This is a genomic window from Kribbella sp. NPDC055110 (genome assembly GCF_053607525.1).
In genome coordinates, this window is record NZ_JBSGTS010000002.1 from 168,207 (window position 1) to 187,687 (window position 19,481).

Annotated in this window: 16 protein-coding genes; 6 read left to right on the forward strand and 10 right to left on the reverse strand. The window is 68.4% G+C overall.

All coding sequences use genetic code 11. The annotated features are described in order from the left end of the window. Window position 1: 1 nt before the first annotated feature. The 3 genes from hrcA to ACWF0M_RS03780 all read right to left on the reverse strand — a co-directional run bounded on the left by hrcA (window position 2) and on the right by ACWF0M_RS03780 (window position 2,812). Entirely contained in the window at window positions 2-1,024 is a 1,023-nt protein-coding gene (gene hrcA, locus ACWF0M_RS03770; RefSeq protein ID WP_452234065.1) for a heat-inducible transcriptional repressor HrcA, read from the reverse strand. Between the two features lie 64 nt (window positions 1,025-1,088). After that, entirely contained in the window at window positions 1,089-2,186 is a 1,098-nt protein-coding gene (locus tag ACWF0M_RS03775) for a Gfo/Idh/MocA family protein (RefSeq protein ID WP_452234066.1), read from the reverse strand. Beyond that, a complete protein-coding gene (locus ACWF0M_RS03780; RefSeq protein ID WP_452234067.1) occupies window positions 2,171-2,812 on the reverse strand; it encodes a ThuA domain-containing protein in 642 nt (213 codons plus the stop codon). Before ACWF0M_RS03780 ends, ACWF0M_RS03775 begins: the two co-directional genes overlap by 16 nt. Before the next feature lie 93 nt (window positions 2,813-2,905). Here ACWF0M_RS03780 and ACWF0M_RS03785 point away from each other — a divergent pair, with 93 nt between their 5' ends. From ACWF0M_RS03785 to ACWF0M_RS03800, 4 genes are all read left to right on the forward strand, one after another. Continuing rightward, window positions 2,906-3,292: an EF-Tu/IF-2/RF-3 family GTPase gene (locus ACWF0M_RS03785; protein WP_452234068.1), complete on the forward strand. Its 387-nt coding sequence runs from the start codon at window positions 2,906-2,908 to the stop codon at window positions 3,290-3,292. 23 nt (window positions 3,293-3,315) lie between these two features. Continuing rightward, window positions 3,316-4,086 (forward strand): MBL fold metallo-hydrolase, encoded by a 771-nt coding sequence (locus tag ACWF0M_RS03790; protein WP_452234069.1) that lies wholly within the window; start codon window positions 3,316-3,318, stop codon window positions 4,084-4,086. Window positions 4,087-4,299: 213 nt separating this feature from the next. Beyond that, window positions 4,300-5,835, forward strand: a complete 1,536-nt coding sequence (locus tag ACWF0M_RS03795) for an NCS1 family nucleobase:cation symporter-1 (RefSeq protein ID WP_452234070.1) — start codon at window positions 4,300-4,302, stop codon at window positions 5,833-5,835. 493 nt (window positions 5,836-6,328) lie between these two features. Next, a complete protein-coding gene (locus tag ACWF0M_RS03800; protein ID WP_452234071.1) occupies window positions 6,329-7,153 on the forward strand; it encodes a DUF3097 domain-containing protein in 825 nt (274 codons plus the stop codon). Window positions 7,154-7,296: 143 nt separating this feature from the next. Here ACWF0M_RS03800 and ACWF0M_RS03805 read toward each other — a convergent pair whose 3' ends face one another. Further along, on the reverse strand, window positions 7,297-9,864 hold the full coding sequence (locus ACWF0M_RS03805; RefSeq protein ID WP_452234072.1) for a DUF3376 domain-containing protein: 2,568 nt from the start codon (window positions 9,862-9,864) through the stop codon (window positions 7,297-7,299). Window positions 9,865-9,997: 133 nt separating this feature from the next. On the opposite strand from ACWF0M_RS03805, the gene ACWF0M_RS03810 reads away from it, so the two are divergent. Together ACWF0M_RS03810 and ACWF0M_RS03815 are read left to right on the forward strand one after the other, a co-directional pair. Next, the gene (locus ACWF0M_RS03810; RefSeq protein WP_452234073.1) at window positions 9,998-10,564 is read left to right on the forward strand and encodes a hypothetical protein; all 567 of its coding nucleotides are present in this window, start codon (window positions 9,998-10,000) and stop codon (window positions 10,562-10,564) included. Between the two features lie 3 nt (window positions 10,565-10,567). Next, window positions 10,568-11,404: a hypothetical protein gene (locus ACWF0M_RS03815; RefSeq protein ID WP_452234074.1), complete on the forward strand. Its 837-nt coding sequence runs from the start codon at window positions 10,568-10,570 to the stop codon at window positions 11,402-11,404. A 69-nt stretch (window positions 11,405-11,473) separates the two neighbouring features. On the opposite strand, the gene ACWF0M_RS03820 is transcribed toward ACWF0M_RS03815, so the two are convergent. The 6 genes from ACWF0M_RS03820 to hemW all read right to left on the reverse strand — a co-directional run bounded on the left by ACWF0M_RS03820 (window position 11,474) and on the right by hemW (window position 19,333). Beyond that, a complete protein-coding gene (locus ACWF0M_RS03820) occupies window positions 11,474-12,493 on the reverse strand; it encodes a LacI family DNA-binding transcriptional regulator (protein ID WP_452234075.1) in 1,020 nt (339 codons plus the stop codon). Between the two features lie 106 nt (window positions 12,494-12,599). Next, on the reverse strand, window positions 12,600-13,922 hold the full coding sequence (locus ACWF0M_RS03825; protein ID WP_452234076.1) for an ABC transporter substrate-binding protein: 1,323 nt from the start codon (window positions 13,920-13,922) through the stop codon (window positions 12,600-12,602). 213 nt (window positions 13,923-14,135) lie between these two features. Further along, window positions 14,136-15,164, reverse strand: a complete 1,029-nt coding sequence (locus tag ACWF0M_RS03830; RefSeq protein WP_452234077.1) for a LacI family DNA-binding transcriptional regulator — start codon at window positions 15,162-15,164, stop codon at window positions 14,136-14,138. A 28-nt stretch (window positions 15,165-15,192) separates the two neighbouring features. Then, complete coding sequence (locus tag ACWF0M_RS03835) at window positions 15,193-15,420, reverse strand: hypothetical protein (RefSeq protein WP_452234078.1); 228 nt, start codon at window positions 15,418-15,420, stop codon at window positions 15,193-15,195. Between the two features lie 174 nt (window positions 15,421-15,594). Further along, window positions 15,595-17,979: a polysaccharide lyase 8 family protein gene (locus ACWF0M_RS03840; protein WP_452234079.1), complete on the reverse strand. Its 2,385-nt coding sequence runs from the start codon at window positions 17,977-17,979 to the stop codon at window positions 15,595-15,597. Window positions 17,980-18,073: 94 nt separating this feature from the next. Beyond that, window positions 18,074-19,333, reverse strand: a complete 1,260-nt coding sequence (gene hemW / locus ACWF0M_RS03845) for a radical SAM family heme chaperone HemW (protein ID WP_452234080.1) — start codon at window positions 19,331-19,333, stop codon at window positions 18,074-18,076. Window positions 19,334-19,481: the final 148 nt, after the last annotated feature.

Genomic DNA, 19,481 nt, shown 5'->3' on the forward strand with positions numbered 1-19,481 from the left:
ATCAGGATTCGGCCAGGATCTGGCTGACGTAACGCGCGACGGCGCGTACTGCGCCCATCGTGCTCGGGTAGTCCATGTGGGTCGGGCCGACGATGCCCAGGGTGGCGAGCGCCTCCGACCGCGACCCGTACCCGGTCGCGACCACCGACGTGGTGGCCAGTTCCTCGAACGGGTTCTCGTGACCGATCCGAACGGTCAGCGTCTGCGGGTTGGTCGCCTCGCCGAGCAGCTTCAGGAGGATGACGTGCTCCTCCAGGGCCTCCAGCACCGGCTTCACGTTCCGCTCGAAGTCGTCGCCGTACCGGGTCAGGTTGGCGGCGCCGCCGACCGCGATCCGCTGCTCGCCGACCTCGTCGGTGAACGCCTCCAGCAAGGTGGTGACGATCGCCGCGACGATCGTCCGGTCGGCCGGCGCGAACAGCTCCGGCAGACCGGCCAGGGACGTCGTCGCGTCGGTCAGCCGCTGCCCGGCGAGGGCGGTGTTCAACCGGGACCGAAGGTCCGCGATCAGCTGCTCGTCGACGTCGTTCGGGTGCTCGACAAGCCGTTGCTCGACCCGGCCGTTGCTGGTGATCAGCACCAGCAGCAACCGCCGTGGGCTCATCGTGACGACCTCGATGTGCCGGACGCTCGACCGGTTCAGCGAGGGGTACTGCACGATGGCGACCTGGCGGGTGATCTGGGCGAGCAGCCGGACGGTACGGCGGACGACGTCGTCCAGGTCGACCGCTCCGGCCAGGAACGACGTGATCGCCTTCTTCTCCGCGATCGACAGCGTCTTGACCGTGCTCAGCTTGTCGACGAACAGCCGGTAGCCCGCGTCGGTCGGAATCCGGCCGGCGCTGGTGTGCGGCTGGGTGATGTACCCCTCCTCCTCCAGCGCAGCCATGTCGTTACGCACGGTTGCCGGCGAGACGCCGAGGTTGTGCCGGTCGACCAAGGTCTTCGAACCGACCGGCTCATGGGTGGCCACGTAGTCCTCGACGATGGCGCGGAGCACATCCAGCTTGCGTTCGTCGAGCACGCGCACCACCCTCTCCGGCTCTCCGGCCAGACTCCCCTGGCACTCAATCGTTCAGAGTGCCAGTCTAGGCGGTCTCGGGCGACGCTCCCAACGGAACGGCCGCGGGACGCGTCACTGTACTGGCCACATCGAGGGGCTGATCCTGTACGGCGGAGTCCACGAACGACTCCAGTACGTCGAGCACGTGGTAGGCCAGCTCCCCGGTCGCGCGGTGCGGCTCGCCGGTGCGCAACGCCCGGGCCATGTCCGCGACACCGACCCCGCGCCCGGCTCCGGCGTACCCTCCGGCGACCGGTACCTCGGTCCACTCGCGCTGCGCCGGAGTCACGATCTCGACGGTCCCGTCGAACCCGTTCGGGTCCGGCACGGACAGGCTGCCGTCCGTACCGTGGACCTCGATCCGCGGCAGCCGCCCGGCCCATACGTCGAACGACATCAGCACGGTGGTCAGCGCGCCCGACTCGTGCTCCAGTACGCCGGTGACGTGCGTCGGCACCTCCACGTCGAACACGGTCCCGGCGCGCGGTCCGGTATGGATCGTCCGCTGCTGTTTCGCCCGGCCCGCGCGGGCGGTGACCCGGACCACCGGCCCGAGCAGGGTGACCAGGCTGGTCACGTAGTACGGGCCCATGTCGAGGACTGGTCCGCCGCCGGGCTGGTAGTAGAACTCGGGCGCGGGGTGCCACAACTCGTGGCCGGGCGTCACCATGAACGCGGTCGCTGCGTGCGGGGTGCCGATGTCACCGCGGTCGATCACCGCGCGAGCCGTCTGGGTGCCGGTGCCGAGCACCGTGTCCGGTGCGCAGCCGATCCGGAGGTCGTTGGCGGCGGCGTACTTCAGCAGCGGCTCCGCTTCGGTGCGGTCCATGGCCAGCGGCTTCTCGCCGTACACGTGCTTGCCGGCTGCCAGCGCGGCCTGGTGCACGGCGGCGTGGGCTGCGGGGATGGTGAGGTTGAGGACGATGTCCACGTCGTCAGCGGCGTACAGCTCGTCCGGTGTGAGCGCGCGGATGCTGCCGGTAGCGACGGCCTCTGCTCTGGCGAGGTCCAGGTCGGCGACCGCGACCACATCGACGCCGGGGAGCTTGGCCAGGTGGTCCAGGTACGTGCCGGAGATGACGCCGGTACCGACGATGCCGACGTTGGTCACTTGCTCGCCCACAGCAGCCCCCGCTCGATGATCGTCCGTACCTCGGGCGTCTCCAGATCGTCCAGCTTGTGGCCGACCGTGCAGACGAAGACCTTGCCCTCGCCCCAGGTCCGGGTCCAGATCGCCGGCATCACGGCGCCCTCGATCCACGGGTAGTCCGGGTGCGACTCGAACGTCGTCGTCGCGAGCACGTTGTTGGTCGGGTCGGCGTGCACGTAGTACTGCTCGGTGTGTACGTCGAAGTGCGTGATGCCCTCGACGATCGGGTGGTCCTTCACGATGTTCACGCGGTAGTCCGTGAACCCGTGCGGGTGCGAGATGAACTGTCCGCCGGTGATGAAGCTGTAGTCCACGTTCTTGCGGAACGAGTCCGCGATCCCGCCGTGCCAGCCGGCGAACCCGGTACCGCGCCGGATCGCCGCCTCCAGACCCTTGAAGTGCTCCGGCTCGATCTCGCTCATCGTCACGCACTGCAGCACGAGGTCGACACCGTCGAGATCGAGGTACGCCGCGGTCGTGTCGGAGACCGTGACGTCGTACCCGCTCTCCTTGAGGAACGGGATGAACAGATCGGTCGCCTCGACCGGGGAGTGCCCTTCCCAGCCGCCCCGGACCACCACAGCACGTCGTGTCGTCACACCGACCACCCTTCGAAAGTTTCGGAGTTCCGATCGGAACACTTGCGACCTTAAGTCGGAGGGCGAGGGCTTGCCAACCACTAGGCTCAAGGGATGGGCTGGAAGTTCTGGAAGCGGTCGAATCCGATGGATCCGCAGGAGATGCTCGCGCGGGGGCATGCGCAGCCGAACAGTTTTCCGGGGCCGCCGCGGCCGCAGGACAGCCTGCCGGTGGGGTCGTTCGGGATGACCGTCGAGGACGTGTTCTCGATCACCGGCCGCGGGACCGTCGTGACCGGGCGGGTGCAGGCCGGGACGGTGACGGTCGGCGAGCAGGTGCTGCTCAGCCGGGCCGGGCAGCCGATGCTGCAGGTCGAGGTGGCCGGCGTCGAGATGTTCCGCAAGATCCTGCGGACCGCGACGGCCGGCGACAACGTCGGGCTGCTGCTCCGCGGCGTCGCGAAGGACCAGGTGATCAAGGGCGACGTACTGAGCAAGTAGTCGGGGCAAGTAGTGTCTGAATCATGAGCGCTTGGGCCGAGATCGGCGATCGCACCTGGGTCCGCCGGTACGACGAATGGGACCTGAACGTCGGCCTGGTCGTCGGAGCCGACGGCGCGCTGGTGATCGACACGCGCGCCACCACCGAGCAGGCCGAGCAGCTGCGTGAGCACATCCGCGAGCTCACCGACGTACCGGTCAAATGGGTCGTCAACACCCACGCGCACTTCGACCACGTGGCCGGCAACAGCGTCTTCACCGACGCGACGGTCTACCTGCACGAGAACGCCGCCGCCGAGGAGAAGCTCGCCGGTACGACGTTCGCGGTCGCGAAGGTCATCGACCTCGGCGACCGTCGCGCCGAGCTGCTGTACGTGGGCAACGGGCACACCTCCGGCGACACCGTCGTCGGCGTACCGGACGTGAACGTGTTCTTCCTCGGCGACCTGCTCGAGGAGTCGGCGCCGCCGTCGTACGGCGAGGACTCGTTCCCGCTCGAATGGCCGGACACGGTCCAGAGCGCGATCGGGATGATGACCGCGGACGCGAAGATCGTGCCGGGCCACGGCGCCGTCGTCGACGTCGAGTTCGCCACCGACCAGGCGATGGACCTCGGCAAGGTCGCGAACACGATCTCGACCCTGCACCACGCCGGCACGCCCCTCGACAAGGCGCTCGAACACACCGAGGACTGGCCGTGGCCGGTCGACAAACTCCAGAACGCAATCCGCCGCGGCTACACAGCCCTAGGTACGCCGCAACGCCCGACCCTCCCCCTACTCGGCCCGAGCTAACCCTGCACCCACCTCCCCTCCCTTCTGCCCTTCGCCCCAACCTCCCCTCCCTTCTGCCCTTCTCTTCTGTCCTTCGCCCCAACCTCCCCTCTCTTCTGCCCCTCTCTTCTGCCCTTCTCTTCTGCCCTTTCGGTAGTTGTCCGTTGACACGAAGTCATCCCGTCCCGCAACTTGTTCGGAACGGACATCGCCCGACCGGATGGGGTGGCACTTGTGACCACGGCAGAGCAGACGGTTCACCCCGACGGACGCGTCGAGCTGGCTGATCCCGACGTACTGGCAGACAGCGCATACGCCAACGCGGAACTGGCGCCGACACGGCTACCCGAGCGCACCTGGACGACGTACAACTACGCCGCGCTGTGGATGGGGATGGCGCACAACATCCCCAGCTACCTGCTCGCGTCCGGCCTGGTCGCGATCGGGATGAACTGGCTGCAGGCGTTCTTCACGATCACCCTCGGGAACCTGATCGTCCTCGTTCCGCTGCTGCTGAACAGTCACGCGGGAACGAAGTACGGGATCCCGTTCCCGGTCTTCGCGCGGGCGTTCTACGGCATCCGCGGCGCCAACTTCCCGGCGCTGCTGCGGGCCTTCATCGCCTGTGGGTGGTTCGGGATCCAGACCTGGATCGGCGGGCAGGCGATCTACGTGATCGTCGGCGAACTCTTCGGCAAAGGCTGGACCGAGGCGTCCGCGATCGGCGGGCACCCGTGGACCATGTGGCTGAGCTTCGGCTTCTTCTGGGCGCTGCAGATGGTGCTGATCTTCCGCGGTATCGAAGGACTGCGCCGGTTCGAGAACTGGGCAGCGCCGCTCGTCACGGTCGCGTTCGTGGCGCTGATGGTGGCGATCCTCGTCAAGGCGGGCGGGTTCGGACCGATCCTGTCGCAGCCGTCGAAACTCGGCTGGGACGCCGACTTCTGGAAGATCTTCGCGCCGTCGCTGATGGGCATGATCGCGTTCTGGGCCACGCTGTCCTTGAACATGCCGGACTTCACGCGATTCGGGAAAGGGCAGCGGGCGCAGGTCTGGGGGCAGATCATCGGGCTGCCTACGACGATGTCGTTCATCGCGCTCGTGTCGATCATCACCACTTCGGGGACTGTGGTGTTGTACGGGTCGGCGATCTGGGATCCGGTTGAACTCACCCGTCGGTTCGAGAACCCGGTGATTGTGACGATCGGCCTGGTGATGGCGATCCTCGCGACGATGTCTTGCAACGTGGCGGCCAATGTCGTGAGTCCGTCGTACGACTTTGCGAACGCGCTGCCTCGGTGGCTGAACTTCCGGACCGCGGGGTTGCTGACCGGCGTGATCGGCATCTTGATCCAGCCTTGGCGGCTGATCTCGGATCCGTCGATCTACATCTTTGTGTGGCTTTCGTTCTACGGCGGTCTGCTCGCGTCGGTGGCCGGCGTACTGATCGCGGGCTACTGGGTGATCGACCGGACGAACCTGAACCTCGCCGACCTCTACCGCCCCGGCGGCCGCTACTGGTACTCCGCCGGCTGGAACTGGCGCGGCGTCGTCGCCACCCTGCTCGGCTCACTGCTCGCCGTCGGCGGCGCGTACTCGAACCCGGGCGCCGGCCCGTTCCCCCAGGACGGCCTGATCCCGTTCCTCAAGCCGCTGTACGACTACTCCTGGGCAGTAGGCCTCGTGGTCGGCTTCGCGACGTACTTCGCTCTGACGGTTACCGCGCCGGGTCGGCAGTCGACTGCTCCGCGGGCAGCTGCTACTTACTAGAGCTTCCTGCTACTTACCAGAGCTTGCTGTGGTTCGTCTCCGGGCTGCGTGATGGTGCTAGTCGTGCCGGCGTGAGTCAAGTGCGCCTTCGGCGTCCCTTCGGGATCTTCGACACTTGACACACGCCACCACGACCAGGGAGGACGCAGCTATGCCCGGAGCCGGTGGGAGGTGTGGATACGGGCGAGGGGGTGGCGTTCGGGTGGGTTGTGGTGGGCAGTGGTCACCGCGTGGGGGCGTTGAACAAGGTATTTCCTGTGTGCTGGGACCGGTTCCTGTCTGCTGGTTGGGTTCTTGCGGGTGGGGTTCGGGGTGTTGTGGGGCGGATCTGGTCGGTGCGGGCGGCATGTGGTGGGGCAGTGGCACCTGCGCGGGGGCGTTGGACAGGTTATTTCCTGTGTGCTGGGACCAGTTCCTGTCTCGTGGTCGGGTTTGTGTGCGCTGGGGTGTGTGGTTGAGGGGGTTGGGGGTGGGGGCGGCTTAGCGTTGGGGGGTGGCTGACAGGTATGGGAATGATGTGCTCGCCGGGGACTGGCGTAGGCCCAAGAATGGGCGGACCGTTGAGGTTGAGGTCGCTAAGGGGATGGTTGTCGAGGAGCCGAGTTCTGGGTTTGTCGGGGCGGTTGTGCGGTGGGAGCACGGGGTTGTTGATCTGGAGGATCGGCACGGGAAGATCCGGACGTATCCGCTCGGGCCTGGGTTTTGGATTGAGGGGAAGCCGGTCAGTCTGAAGGCTCCTAGGAAGGCTGGTCCGGTTAAGAAGACTCGGACTGCGTCGGGGTCGGTGGCTGTTGACAACGTTCGGGCGAAGGTTGCTCGGGCGAGTCGGATCTATGTCGAGGGGCGGCACGACGCGGAGTTGGTGGAGAGGGTGTGGGGCGACGACCTGCGGATCGAGGGGGTCGTGGTCGAGTATCTCGAAGGGGTTGACGACCTGGTCGAGATCGTCAACCGGTTCCAGCCCGGTCCCGGGCGGCGGCTCGGCGTACTCGTCGACCACCTGGTCGAGGGGTCGAAGGAGTCGAGGATCGCCGCCCAGGTGTCGAACCGGTACGTGCATGTGGTCGGCCACCCGTTCATCGACATCTGGGAAGCGGTCAAGCCCTCGTCGGTCGGGATCAAGGCGTGGCCGCGGATCCCGCACGGGCAGGACTGGAAGAAGGGCGTGCTGCAATCGTTCGGCTGGCCGGCCACCGATCAGGCCGACGTGGCCGCCGCCTGGAAGCACATCCTGTCCAAGGTGAACACCTTCGCCGACCTCGACCCGGCTCTCCTAGGCCGCGTCGAAGAACTCATCGACTTCGTAACGCTGGACTAGCCCGATCTGGGGCCGTTGAACAGGAAGTGGTGGGTCTGGACACGCAATAACCTGTTCAAGCCCCCGAGCGCGCGGGGCACGCCCCGCGAACTGGTCGAGTCTGCCAGCGCCGCGATCAGTCGACACCACTGCGCAGATCTGAGTTAGGAGGTCCTGCCGATCTCCGGCATCCGCCGCTCGATCCAGGCGCGGATTCGGCGACGGGCGCGGCGTACGTACCAGGTGATCACGCCGAGCACCGCGCTGAGTGCGAGCACCGCGCCGGCCAGCAGGGCGGCGACCAGACGTACGGCGTCGACGGTGCCGGCGAGAATCAGCAGTACGACGCCGACGGCAGCTGTTGCCGCAGGCAACCATGGCTCGAAGATCGGCGGGCGCTCCGCCGGACTCAGCTTGGCGCCGCGCACCATCCGCCCCCACACGGTCTGGCGGGCCGGTTCGGTGAACCAGCGCGCGGTCCGCAGCAGCCACGAACCGGGCTGATGCTTGCGGCCGGCGGCCGCCTTCACCCAGCTGCCGACCTGCGGACCGAGACCTGAGGAGACGTCGACCATCCGGTCCGCGATTCCCTTGGTGATCGCACGGCCTTCGGGGGACGCGTTCAGTTCGTCCCGCATCGTCACCAGCGCGCCGACGCCGGCGTCGACCGGGAAGTCCCTGGCCAGCCGTTCGATCCGCTCGGCGACCGCGTCGAGCTGCCAGCCTTCCGCCTGCAGGACCTGACGCTGGGTCTCGCGGATCCAGTCCGCGTCCGCACCGAGCATCGCGCCGAGGTGCGCGACGCAGTGCAACCGGCCCATCAGCCAGTCCCACCGCCGCCAGTCGGCCGCACCGAACGCGCCGAAGTGACCCACCTGGCTGCCGTACAGGATGCGGTCGTTCAGCTGGTTCGCGATCGACCCTTCCTGCAACTCGTCGAGTACGGCGAGCGGGATGTCCGGTCCGAGGCGGAGGAACTGGAACGGGGCGCTGCGCTGCTGCGGCGTGCGTGCCGACGTACAGCGGGAAACGATCTCGACCTCGAGCGCGGTGTCGACGAGCTCCCAGCCGACGACCGCGATCAGCGTGGCGAACGCGTCGCCGAGCGCGCGCTGGATCTGCAACTGCTCGAAGATGTCGTTCAGCCCGACCGCGACGGCTTCCGCACCACCGGCTGGTCGAAGGTCGAGATTCGCGGCAGCCAGTTGTACGTCGAGTGCGTCGCGGACCGCCTGCACCTTCAGCAGGCAGTCGCTCGCCGCGGTCAGCCGCTTGTCGAGGTCGGCGCGCTCGTCCTGTGGTGCCGCGCTGATGCGATTGCGCAACGAACGCAGGATCAGCCGGACGATCCGCTCGGCGGCGCCGGTCCCCCACAACCAGCTCGGGTTGCCGTCGGCATCGTCCCGCAGGGCCGCGGTCGAACCGTCCGGAGCCGGGACCCACGGGTGCTCGGTGGTGAGGATCTCGTCGATCTGCGATTCCGAGAGCGCGGTCGCGGCGTCCAGCACGGTCGACTGGTCGTGGCTCGCGACCGTCACGGCCTCCCACACGCCACCTGCTGCGCGTCCCCGCGAGTACGTCGGCTGCAGCGCCTCGGCCGCCGCCTTCAACCGGGCCCGCTCCTCTGGTTGCTTCAGGCAACGGTCGAACAGGCGCTGGCTGTCGGACCAGGACGCGTCCGCCTCCAGCAGCAGGCGTTCCAGCTGCTCGACGTCGGAGCGGAAGTCCACCTCACGCGGGAACTGCACCGCGGACAGCGCTGCGACCCGCCAGCTCGGCTCTTTCGCACCGGCCAACGCGGTCGACGCGTGGCCGATCCCGGCCGACGGTACGACGTACAGCACGTAGCGGGTCGCCTTGCCGTTGACCGGACGCCGCGCGACGACGTCGAGCACCGGGCCGAACGGAGCGTTGTCGAGGACGCCGCCGTCGACGAGCCAGGATCCGGACTCGGCGGGGCCGGGCTGGATCCGCGGCGGTTGCGCGGCGAGCTCCGGCGTCTCCAGCACCGGACCGAACGCGGCCGGGAACGACGCGGATGCACGCGCCGCCCGCGCGAGCAGGTCGGTGTCCTTCAGTCCGTTCTTCTCCTCGACGGTGAACTTCCGCTGCGCACCGTCGTACGTCGGCGCGTCCTCACTCGTGAAGCCGTACAGATACCGATGATCCGGTACGACGAATGCCTGGCCCGCAGCGTCCTTCGCCTCGAACTGCTGCACACCCAGCCCCGACGCGGTGACGAACAACGTCACCGGCTCCTCCGCGTCGCTCTCGCCCGCGTCGGCGACGCCCTTGAGCAGATCCTCGAGCTGTCGCAGGAAGTACTTGCCGTCGAGCACCGATGTCGACTTCACCCCCGCGGACGGCACCAGCTTGCCGACGTCGAGCGACCCGAGGCCGATCCACTTCTGCCGCAGCCACGGACCGTTGTCGCCGTCGGGGTCGAGGGTCGAGCCGTTCGCGATCGCTGTCGCCAGCAACGACCCGTTCAGACCACCGGCACTCGTTCCCGCGATCACGTCGACCACCACGCGGCGCCGTTCCTCGCCGCGCCGGCACAACTCCCGCCAACGGTCCGCGAGCACCGCGTCGTACGGCTGCGGACCGGGCGCACCGTCATCACCGGACGCACGCCGGATCAGATCCAGCTCGTGCGTCACCCCGCCCATCCAGACCGCCAGGCTGACACCACCGTTCAGAACCAGCGCGATCCGGATCTCGTGGTCGGTCATAGGGCCTCCGGCCTGGACTTAGGTACGTGGCGCACTCAGGGATATCACGGATGACCGGTCGTCGCAGCGGAGAGTGAACAAACGGTTGTCGAGTTCTGCACGCAGGGTCATTCTTGGGGTGGGGGTGGTCGTCATGCGCAAGTGGGCGATGACGGTTGCGGTCGTACTGGCTGTCGCGGGGTGCTCCGGCACGTCGGGCGATACGTCGCCGCCGGACGTGACCGTCACGGTCGAGGCCACCGCCGAGCCGAGCCCCGAGCCGACGGGGGCCGAGCCGACGCAGTCGCAGCAGACCAAGCCGTCGATCGAGCTCGCGTCGCTCCCGGTCGGCGGTGTCCCCGACGACGGCTCGAACTGCAACCCGATCAGCTGGCTGGCCGGCGAGATCCCGGCCGGGGTGACGATCAGACTCGGTACGCCGGCCTTCGACCCGCCCGGCATCTTCGAGGTCGACCCGTCCGGCTGCCAACCCGGCGTACAGGCCTGCACCGGTCTCGAATGGACCGCGCAGAGCACGCCGCAATGCTGGGTCGGCTTCCGGCAGATCGCCACCGAAGGCACCGTCTCGCTGATCATCCCCGCCGTCGCGACCTGCGACTCCGACACCGTCTGCAACACCCTCAAAAACCTGGGCGGCAGCCAGATCACCCTCACCGCGCTCCCACCTGAAACCCCGCTCGCGACACCGTCGAGTGGGTGAGCGATGGCGGACGAGCGGTCGCAGGTTGAGCGGTGGGTCAGTTTCGCGGCGGGCATCGTCACGCCGGTGACGTTGGTCAGTGCGCTGCTGTTCTACTTCGGGTATGTGTCGGCGCGTTCGCAGTACGAGTACTTCGGGATCGACGTCGACACGATCGGGCTGAGTACGCGGGACTACGTGATGCGGAGCCCACAGCCGCTACTCGTCCCGCTGCTCGTCATCACGTTGCTGGCCGTCGCCGCGCTCCTTCTCCACAGCGCGATCCATCCGACAGCTACCGGCGTACGACGGGCCGCGCGGATCGCCGTACTGGTGCTTGTCGTCGGTGTCGCGGGCCTGCTCGCCTATCCGTTGATCGGCAGGATCGCGTACTACGCGCTCATCGTGCCCGCCGTCATCGGCCTGTCCGCCGCGACACTTGCCTACCTCACCTACCTCCGCCGTAAGGCCGACCCGTCCGTCGGTCCACAACGGATTCTCATCGCGCTCTTGGCTGTCGTCACGGTCGTCTGCGCTTTCTGGGCCACCGCAACCACCGCCCAGTACTCCGGCCTCGGCCTGGCCAAGTCGGACGCGCGCCACCTGAACCGGTTCCCGGTCGTCATCCTCGACACGAAGGAGAAGCTCGCGCTGCGCTCCCCCGGTATCGAGGAGACTGCGCTGCGCGCGGGCGCCGGGCAGACGTTCAACTACCGCTATCGCGGTCTCCGCCTACTGGTCGTCGGCGAGAACCGGCTGTTCCTGGTGCCGGCGAACTGGTCCGCGTCGAACACCACGTTGATCCTGCCCCTGGACAACTCGATCCGCGTCCAGTTCCAGTTCGAGAACGACCCACCGTAAGGTCAGCACCCCCGCCGGGGACTCGGAACAAGCCATTGCTTGTGCCCAGTCGCCCCGGGGTGTTCCGAGTCAGGCGCTGTCGCGGACGATGAGTTCGGTGTCGTAGATCTCGGGGGCCGTGAGGTCGGCGCCGGCGATCTTGGCCAGGAGGATTTCGGCCAGGCGGGCGCCCAGTTGTTCGACCGGCTGGCGGACCGTGGTGAGTTTCGGGGTGGTCGTCGTGGCGAGGACCGAGTCGTCGAAGCCGACCACTGCAACGTCGGCGGGGACGCGGCGGTCGTGTTGCGAGAGGACGCGGAGCGCCGCGGTCGCCATCAGATCGGATGCCACGAACAGGCCGTCCAGGTCCGGGTGCTCGTCCAGGAGGCGCAGCGTCGCCTGCTCACCACCGTCCGCGGTGAAGTCGCCGTACGCGATCATCGCGGGCAGTCCGGCTTCCTTCATCACTTCCTGGTAGCCGGTCAGGCGGTCGATGCCGGCGGTCATGTCGAGCGGCCCGGCGACCGTCGCGACCTTGCGGCGGCCGATCGCCAGCAGGTGCTCGACCCCGGTCCGGGCGCCGGCGACGTTGTCCACGTCCACACTCGCCACGGGTACGTCGACCCCGAGCGGCCGCGCGCTGAACACGATCGGCAGCGGCAACTGCGCCAGCTCCTGCAGCACGTTGTCGCGGCCGTGGTGGCTGATGATGATCGCGCCGTCCACGTGCCCGCCGCGCAGGTACCGCAACAGCCGCTGGTCGTCGGCCCCAGTCGGTTCCGGGGCCGGCTCGATCAGCAGCACGAGCTGGGACGACGTCGGCGCGAGCGTCCGGCTGACACCGCTCAGCATGCCGGCGAAGAACGGGTCGGAGAACACCCGGCTGTCCGGCTCGGGTACGACGATGGCGATCGAGTCGGTCCGCCGCGTCACCAACGCACGAGCCGCCCGGTTCGGTACGTAGCCGAGCTGCAGGATCGCCTGCTCGACCGCCGCGACCGTGTCCGGCAGCACCTTCGGCGATCCGTTCACCACTCGCGAGACCGTTGCCCGCGACACCCCGGCGAGCGCCGCGACCTGCTCCAAGGTCGGAGAACCAGACCCGTCCATCGGCCCTCCTCAGTTCTCGATTGGCCCGCGTTCACACCGTAGTACCTCCCCGGCCGGCCGCGCGTCAGTCATTGGCCACCCGAAGGGGCGTGTTGGCACAAATTGTTCAGTTGCCGGCTCGGGTGTCGGCGATCTTCTCCGCCTGGGCGAGTGCCTGGTTCCAGGCCGCGTCCGAGGTCTGCTTGCCGTCGTCGACGCGGGCCAGCGCCGCGCTGAAGATCTGGTTGATCTCGCCGTCGCGGGGACCCTTGTGCTGCTTGAGGATCACGTTCCGGGCCCGGTTGACGAAGATCTGCCCGACCGGCGCGTTGTTGAAGTACGCGTTGACCTGCGACTTGACCTGCGGGTCGTTGTACGCGTCGAGCGTGGACGGGAACGAGCCGATCTTCTTGAACACCTTCACCTGCTGCTCCGGCGCAGTCAGCCACGCGGCCAGTTTGGCGGCCTCCTCGGGGTGCGGCGACTGCGCCGGCACGGTCAGGTACGACCCGCCCCAGTTGCCGCCGCCGCCGGGGAACACGTCGGCGACGTCCCACTTGCCCTTGCCGTAGGCACCGGCGTTGTCCTGGATCACGCCGAGCAGCCAGCCCGGGCACGCCATGGTCGCGAACTTGTCGCTGCGGAACGCCGCGTTCCAGGCGTCGCTCCAGGCCGGCAGCCGCGCGGACAGGCCGTCCTTGCTGCCCGCGACCACCTGGTTCCAGGTGTTCTTCAGCAGCGGGTTCTCGTCACCGAGGAAGCGGTCCTGATTCGAGTAGTACGCCTGGATCAACTGGTTGCGCATCGCTTCCCAGGTGAGCACCGCGGAGTCGTACCAGGCCGAGCCCGGGACCCGTTGCTTGAACTTCCGCCCGGCCGCGAAGTACGACGGCCAGTCCTGGAACAGCTCGGCGACCTTGGCCCGGTCGGTCGGCAGCCCGGCCTTCGCGAACAGGTCGCGGCGGTAGCAGATCGCCTCCGGGCCGATGTCGGTGCCGTAGCCGATGATCTTCCCGTCCGGCGTCGTCGCGCCGGCCACCTTCCAGTCCAGCCAGCGGTCCCGCAGGTCGTCCGCGCCGTACTTGCGCAGGTCGACGAACTTGTCGGTCTTGGCCAGGTACTTGTAGATCCAGCTGACCTCCATCGCCTCGATGTCGGCCAGGCCGGTGCCACGGGCGAGGTTCGCGTCCAGGTTCTTGACGTGCTCGTCGACGGTCTTGGCGTGCTGCTCCACGATCGTGACGTTCGGGTGCTCGGCCTCGTACTCGGCGTACAGGTCGGCGTACCCGAACTCGTTGAAGGTGGCGATGGTCAGCTCGACCTTCGGCCCGTCGGCGTTGGCGCCGCCGGCCTCGGGGGTGCCGGAACCGCCGCCGCAGGCAGCGGCGAGCAGGATCGCGGCGCAGACCAGCACGCCGGCTACGGGGCGATAGCGGGCACTGGGCCGCATGCGATGCTCCCTGGAACTCGGACGGGGGTTGAGAGCGCTCTCGGATCGCGAAAGTGAGCTGAGTCTCAAGTGTCCGCAGTGGATATGTCAAGCATCGCGTCGTCACACTAAGACACGAGGCTTCACAGGTCCTGACATAGTGTCACCGCTGGTCACGCTGCGAATCGCCGCGATCACCCAGGGATGTCGAGGCTGGGAGTTCGCTGTGAGTGATCAGCGTGCGGGCGGTCCGACAGAGTCGCGGACCACCACGACGGTGCCGAGTATGGTCATCGGCTGCTGATGCGCAAACGGGTCCGCGCTCGGCGCCTGACCCGCAAGCCCGGCCCGTACGGCGGCCCGCCCGAGCTCCTCCAGCGGCACCCGGACGGTCGTCAACGCCGGCTGCAGCTCGGTCGCCACCGGTACGTCGTCGTACCCGGCCACCGACACGTCGTCCGGGATGCGCAGGCCGCGTTCGCGCAGGGCGGCGTACACGCCCGCGGCGACGATGTCGTTGGCGGCGAAGATCGCGGTGAACTCGAGCCCGTCGTCGAGGGCCCGGAGCGTCTCCTGGTAACCCCACTGCCGGCCGAATGCGCCGGTCCGGACCAGCCTCGGGTCGTGTTCGAGATTGCGTGCGGCGAACGCCTGCCGGAAGCCGCGGAGCCGGGCGGTGGTCGTGGACAGCATCGTCGGCCCGCCGAGATACAGGATCTTCGTGTGGCCGGCGCTCAGCAGATGATCGGTGATCGCCGCGGCCCCACCGGTGTTGTCGTATTCGACGGCGTACGCCGGTACGCCGTCCTCCAACCCCGGCCGCCCGCAGAGAACGAGACTCGAACCGTTCTTCGCCAGCTGACGCGCGCGTTGCCCGACCGCGGCGAAGTACTCCTTGTCCTCGACCGCGCCGCCGACCAGGATCACGGCGTCGGCGCGCTGTTCGAGCAGGAGGTCGACGAACCGCAGCTCGGCGGACTCACCGCCCTGGGTCGAGCAGACCAGGCACAGGCGACCGGACGCGAGCGCCTCGGACTGCACGCCGCGGGCGATGTAGGCGAAGAACGGATCGACGATCTCGCTGACCACGATGCCGACCACGCGGGTGGTGGATCCGGCGAGGGCGCGGGCGTGCGCGTTCGCGACGTACCCGAGGTCCCGCATCGCGCGTTCGACCGCGGCGCGGGTCGAGGCCGCCACCGGATAGTTGCCGTTGACAACACGGGACACGGTCGCGGTGGAGACACCCGCCTGGGCGGCCACGTCCCGGATGGTCCGGGCGGACTCGGGATCACGCCGGCGCGCTCGCGAGCGGGGCGGTTCCGCCGCCATCACCCACCTCCTCACCCAGCTGTACGCTGGCCGTCGTACCGCCGGCGAACCGGACGGTGACGTGCAGCCCGCGCACCGTCACGTCGACGCTCTCAGCCAGCTGCCGCGCCCAGACCGTGTCGCCGGACAGTACCACCGCAGACACCACCACCGGCTCCTTCCCGTCGCGCTGAGCCTCCGTCTCCACGCGAGGGGATCTCCCCTGCTGTTGGGGGTTCTCCGGTGGTATGCGAGGGGAGAACCCCCAACACGAGGGGAGATCCCCTCGCGTTGGGCGGCTGCGAGGGGCGCCTAGGTCGTTGAAGGTGATGCCGTGGGCCAGTGGGAGGCCTGGTCGCCGGACCCAGTTGCTTGCGGAAACTCAGTTGAAGGACACGGTGTGGGTGGCGCCCTTGGTACCACCGACGGCGACGTCCAGCACCAGCTGCTTGCCAGTGGCAACCACCGTGATGGCCGGATCTTGCGCGACAACCGCACCGACCCGCCGGTCGATCGTCACGCGAACCTTGGCGGCCGTGCGGCTCGGATCAGACACGGCGACCGTCGTCGTGCGACCGTCCTTCCCGACAACCACCGACGCAGGCCCGTCACACGTCACCTCGGCAACAGTGCCGGCGGTCCAGAAATTCACCAGCACCAGGTTCTCGCGGTGCGAGTTGATCGCTTGGACGGTCGCGGTGTTGGCAAGTACCGTCATCCCCGGATCAGCTGCTCGTTCGGCCGTCTGACGGCTCGTTGCGTTGGGCAACATGACGTACGCGTACTCGCCGGTGGCCGTCCCGTGGTCCAGGACCAGACTCGCGTAGCGGCGCGTGTACGGCGTGGTCGAGCCAGCTGTGTCGTTGCCGACGTTGATCTCCGACCAGGACGCGGTGCGATCCTCGCGCCGGACCCTCAGCTGCCCGCCATCCGGGAAGACATAGCCCGCGACACCGTCCAGGTGCGCCCACTGCGGATCGTCGTACGTCTGGTCTACGGCTGTCCGACCGTCGATCTGAAGTGGGGTCGCGCCGTCCTCGTGCAGGTTGCGATTCTCGACGATCGTCTCGACCGGGTAGCCGTCGGTCCCGGTGATTCCGGCGCCGAGGGCAACGATCGAGTCGCGGAGGCAGAACCAGGACTTCCTTGCCTGCAAGGTCTTGTCGTGGTTGATCAGATGCATGCCGACCGCGCCGGCGACATTCTTGTACGACGCTCCTCCGACCCAGTCGGCGTACGCCGCGACCGTTCCGGTGCCGCTCCCGGAACCACCCGGTAGACGGGGTTGCGTGCTGACCGTCGTACCAGGCATCCGTTGCGCGTCGACCGTCGGCCAGTACGCGTCGTTGAACTGGGACTGGTCGCGGTTGTACAGGTACGTCATGCCGTCGCCGACGTACCAGCCGCTTAGGTTCTCGCCGTTGCCCCACTCGTAGCGGGCCATCCGCTTCGACGACATCGCGATCGCGAACGTCCAGCCCGGGCGGCGGTGCACGACACGATCCTGGTTGTAGAACTGGAAGTGCCGCGGGTCGGCCGGCGCCGGTACGACGCCGGTGTCGTCGAGCAGCGCCTTCGCGCGGGAGATCTCCGGGATCGACGCGCCCGGGAGGTAGTCGTCGAGGCGGTCGCGGGTGATCCAGCCCTTAGCAAGCGCCTTGTAGCGCGAGGCGTACGGCTCGGCGACGCCGCTCGCGAGGAGCAGGACGGTCGACGTGGTGCCGTGGCCGTTGCGGTGGTCGCCGGCTCGTTCGCGGGAGATCGCGCGGCCGGAGACGCAGTCCATCATCAGGCCGTCGACGATGAAGGGCGCGAAGCTGGCCTCGACCGCGTCCAGGAGTACGGCGCGGTTCGGGTCGGCGATCTCCCAGGTGGAGCCGCCGAGCAGGGCGATCAGGTTCGCGACCCCGCCGAGCGCCACGTTGCCGTACGTCCCGACGTACGCGAGGTTGCCGTGCTGCACGAACGAGCCGTCGCGGTAGAAGCCGTCGCCGCTCGTGACGTAGGTGAAGACGCTGTTCTTGCCGGCCTCGGCGACGTCGCTCAGGGCGTCACGGGCGGCGGCGAGCTTGGCCGCCGACTTTCCGACGATGCCGCGGAGCGCGATGATGAGCGCCTTGTCGACACGGTTCGCGCCGGTCTCGCGGAGGGTCGGCGAGTTGGTACGTCGGTTCGGGTCCGGGACGAACCGATCGACGGCCGTCAGGTACTTGGTGAGCTGTTCAGCGGACAGGACGTCGTACGCGAGAACGCAGGTGTCGAGCAGCGCCCGCGGCGCACCGATCTCCCAGAACCACCAGTTCCCGGTCTCTTTGAGCGTCTCGTTGTAGGTGTTCGCGTTCAGGAAGTCGAGCGCCCCGGCCAGCGACTCCCCCGCCGACCCACCGCTCGCGGTTGCCTCCAACTGCGTCCCGCGCGTAGCGCGTGCCAACGCGATCGTCTTCAGGCGCGTGTAGCTGATCGAGAAGTTCCCGCTGCTCGGACTGAGCGGGAGATCCGGCCAGAGCATCGTCCGGTCCGCCGACGTGATCATCGTGTCAACGTACTGCTGCGCCTGCGTGCTCAGGTTGGCGAGCGCATCGGCGTACGACGGATCGGTCGTGTCGATCGCCCCGCCGGTGGTGAGCTCGGCCCAGCGTGCGCGGAGTACGTCGTACTCGTCCTCCGCGAACGCGCGGGTGGGCGACCCGAGCGTGCTGAGCGCCCCGACGGCACTGCCGGCGAGCCCGGTCTGAAGCAACAGTCGACGACGGATGAAGGGCGGCATCGCGACTCCTCGAACGGTAGTAAACGCTTACCGCCAAGCCTGCCGTCTGCTCATAACAGTCGTCAACAGGTGGCTGCGATCAGTTCTGATCACTTCACGGGAGCAGGTCCCGGACCACCGCATCGGCCAGCAACCGCCCACGGTCGGTCAGCACGAGCCGCCCACGGTCACCAGAGCTCGCCGCGCCGCCACCGGCGACCACCGCGAGACCGTCGGCGATCACCGCGAGACCGTCGGCGACAACCTGATCGACCACGACTCGACCGGCCTCGTCCAGCACGTCGAGCGGCAGCCCTGCCGACAACCGCACCTCGAGCAGCACTCGCTCGACGCGCCGGGTCTCCTCGTCGAGGATCTCGCGCGCGTGCGCCGGGCTCTCGCCGGCGTTGATGCGCTCGGCGTACGCGCTCGGATGCTTGACGTTCCACCAGCGCACCCCGCCGACATGGCTGTGCGCGCCCGGCCCGATCCCCCACCAGGTGTCGCCGCGCCAGTACAGCTCGTTGTGCCGGCAGCGCGCCGCCGTACTGCGGGCCCAGTTGGACACCTCGTACCACCGCAGTCCCTCGGCCGACAGCAGCTCGTCGGCGAGCACGTACTTGTCGGCCAGGTCGTCGTCGTCCGGCATCGGCAGCTCACCGCGCCGGATCCGCCGCGCGAGCTGCGTGCCGTCCTCGATGATCAACGCGTACGCGCTGACGTGGTCCGGCTGCGCCGACAACGCCGACTCCAGCGACGCCCGCCAGTCGTCGAGCGACTCGCCCGGCGTCCCGTAGATCAGGTCCAGGTTCACGTGCTCGAACCCGGCCGCGGTCGCTTCCTTCACGGCCTCCAACGCGCGGCCCGGCGTGTGCTGCCGGTCGAGAATCCGCAGTACGTGCGAGGACGCGCTCTGCATCCCGAAACTCACCCGGGTGAATCCCGCCTCCAGCAACGCCTCGAGGTACGCCGGATCGACCGACTCCGGATTCGCCTCGGTCGTCACCTCCGCGCCCGGCGCGAGACCGAACTCGTCCCGCACCGCCGCCAGCATCTTCCCCAGATCGGCGGCCGGCAGGAGCGTCGGCGTACCGCCCCCGAAGAACACCGTCTCGACCGGCCGGTCCAGATCGCGCAGGACCCGCCGTGCCATCCGGACCTCGTCGACCGCAGTCTCGGCGTACGACGCCTGCGAACCGCCACCGCCCAACTCCTTGGCGGTGTAGGTGTTGAAGTCGCAGTACCCGCACCGCGACGCGCAGAACGGCACGTGCAGGTAGAACCCCAGCGGCCGCGAACCCGCCTCGCGCACGGCAGCGTCCGGCAGCGCCCCATCCCGGGGCGCAACCTCCCCCTCAGGCAACGAAGACGGCACCCACCCATCCTACGGACGCCCCACACACCACCCCCCTCCCCCGCCCCGTCCCCGCTCCGTGCCCGCTTTGTGCACCACATCCGCACCGCCGCGTCGAATCGGCACGGATCTCATGCACAAAGTGGACTGGTCTGACGGCGCGGAGGCG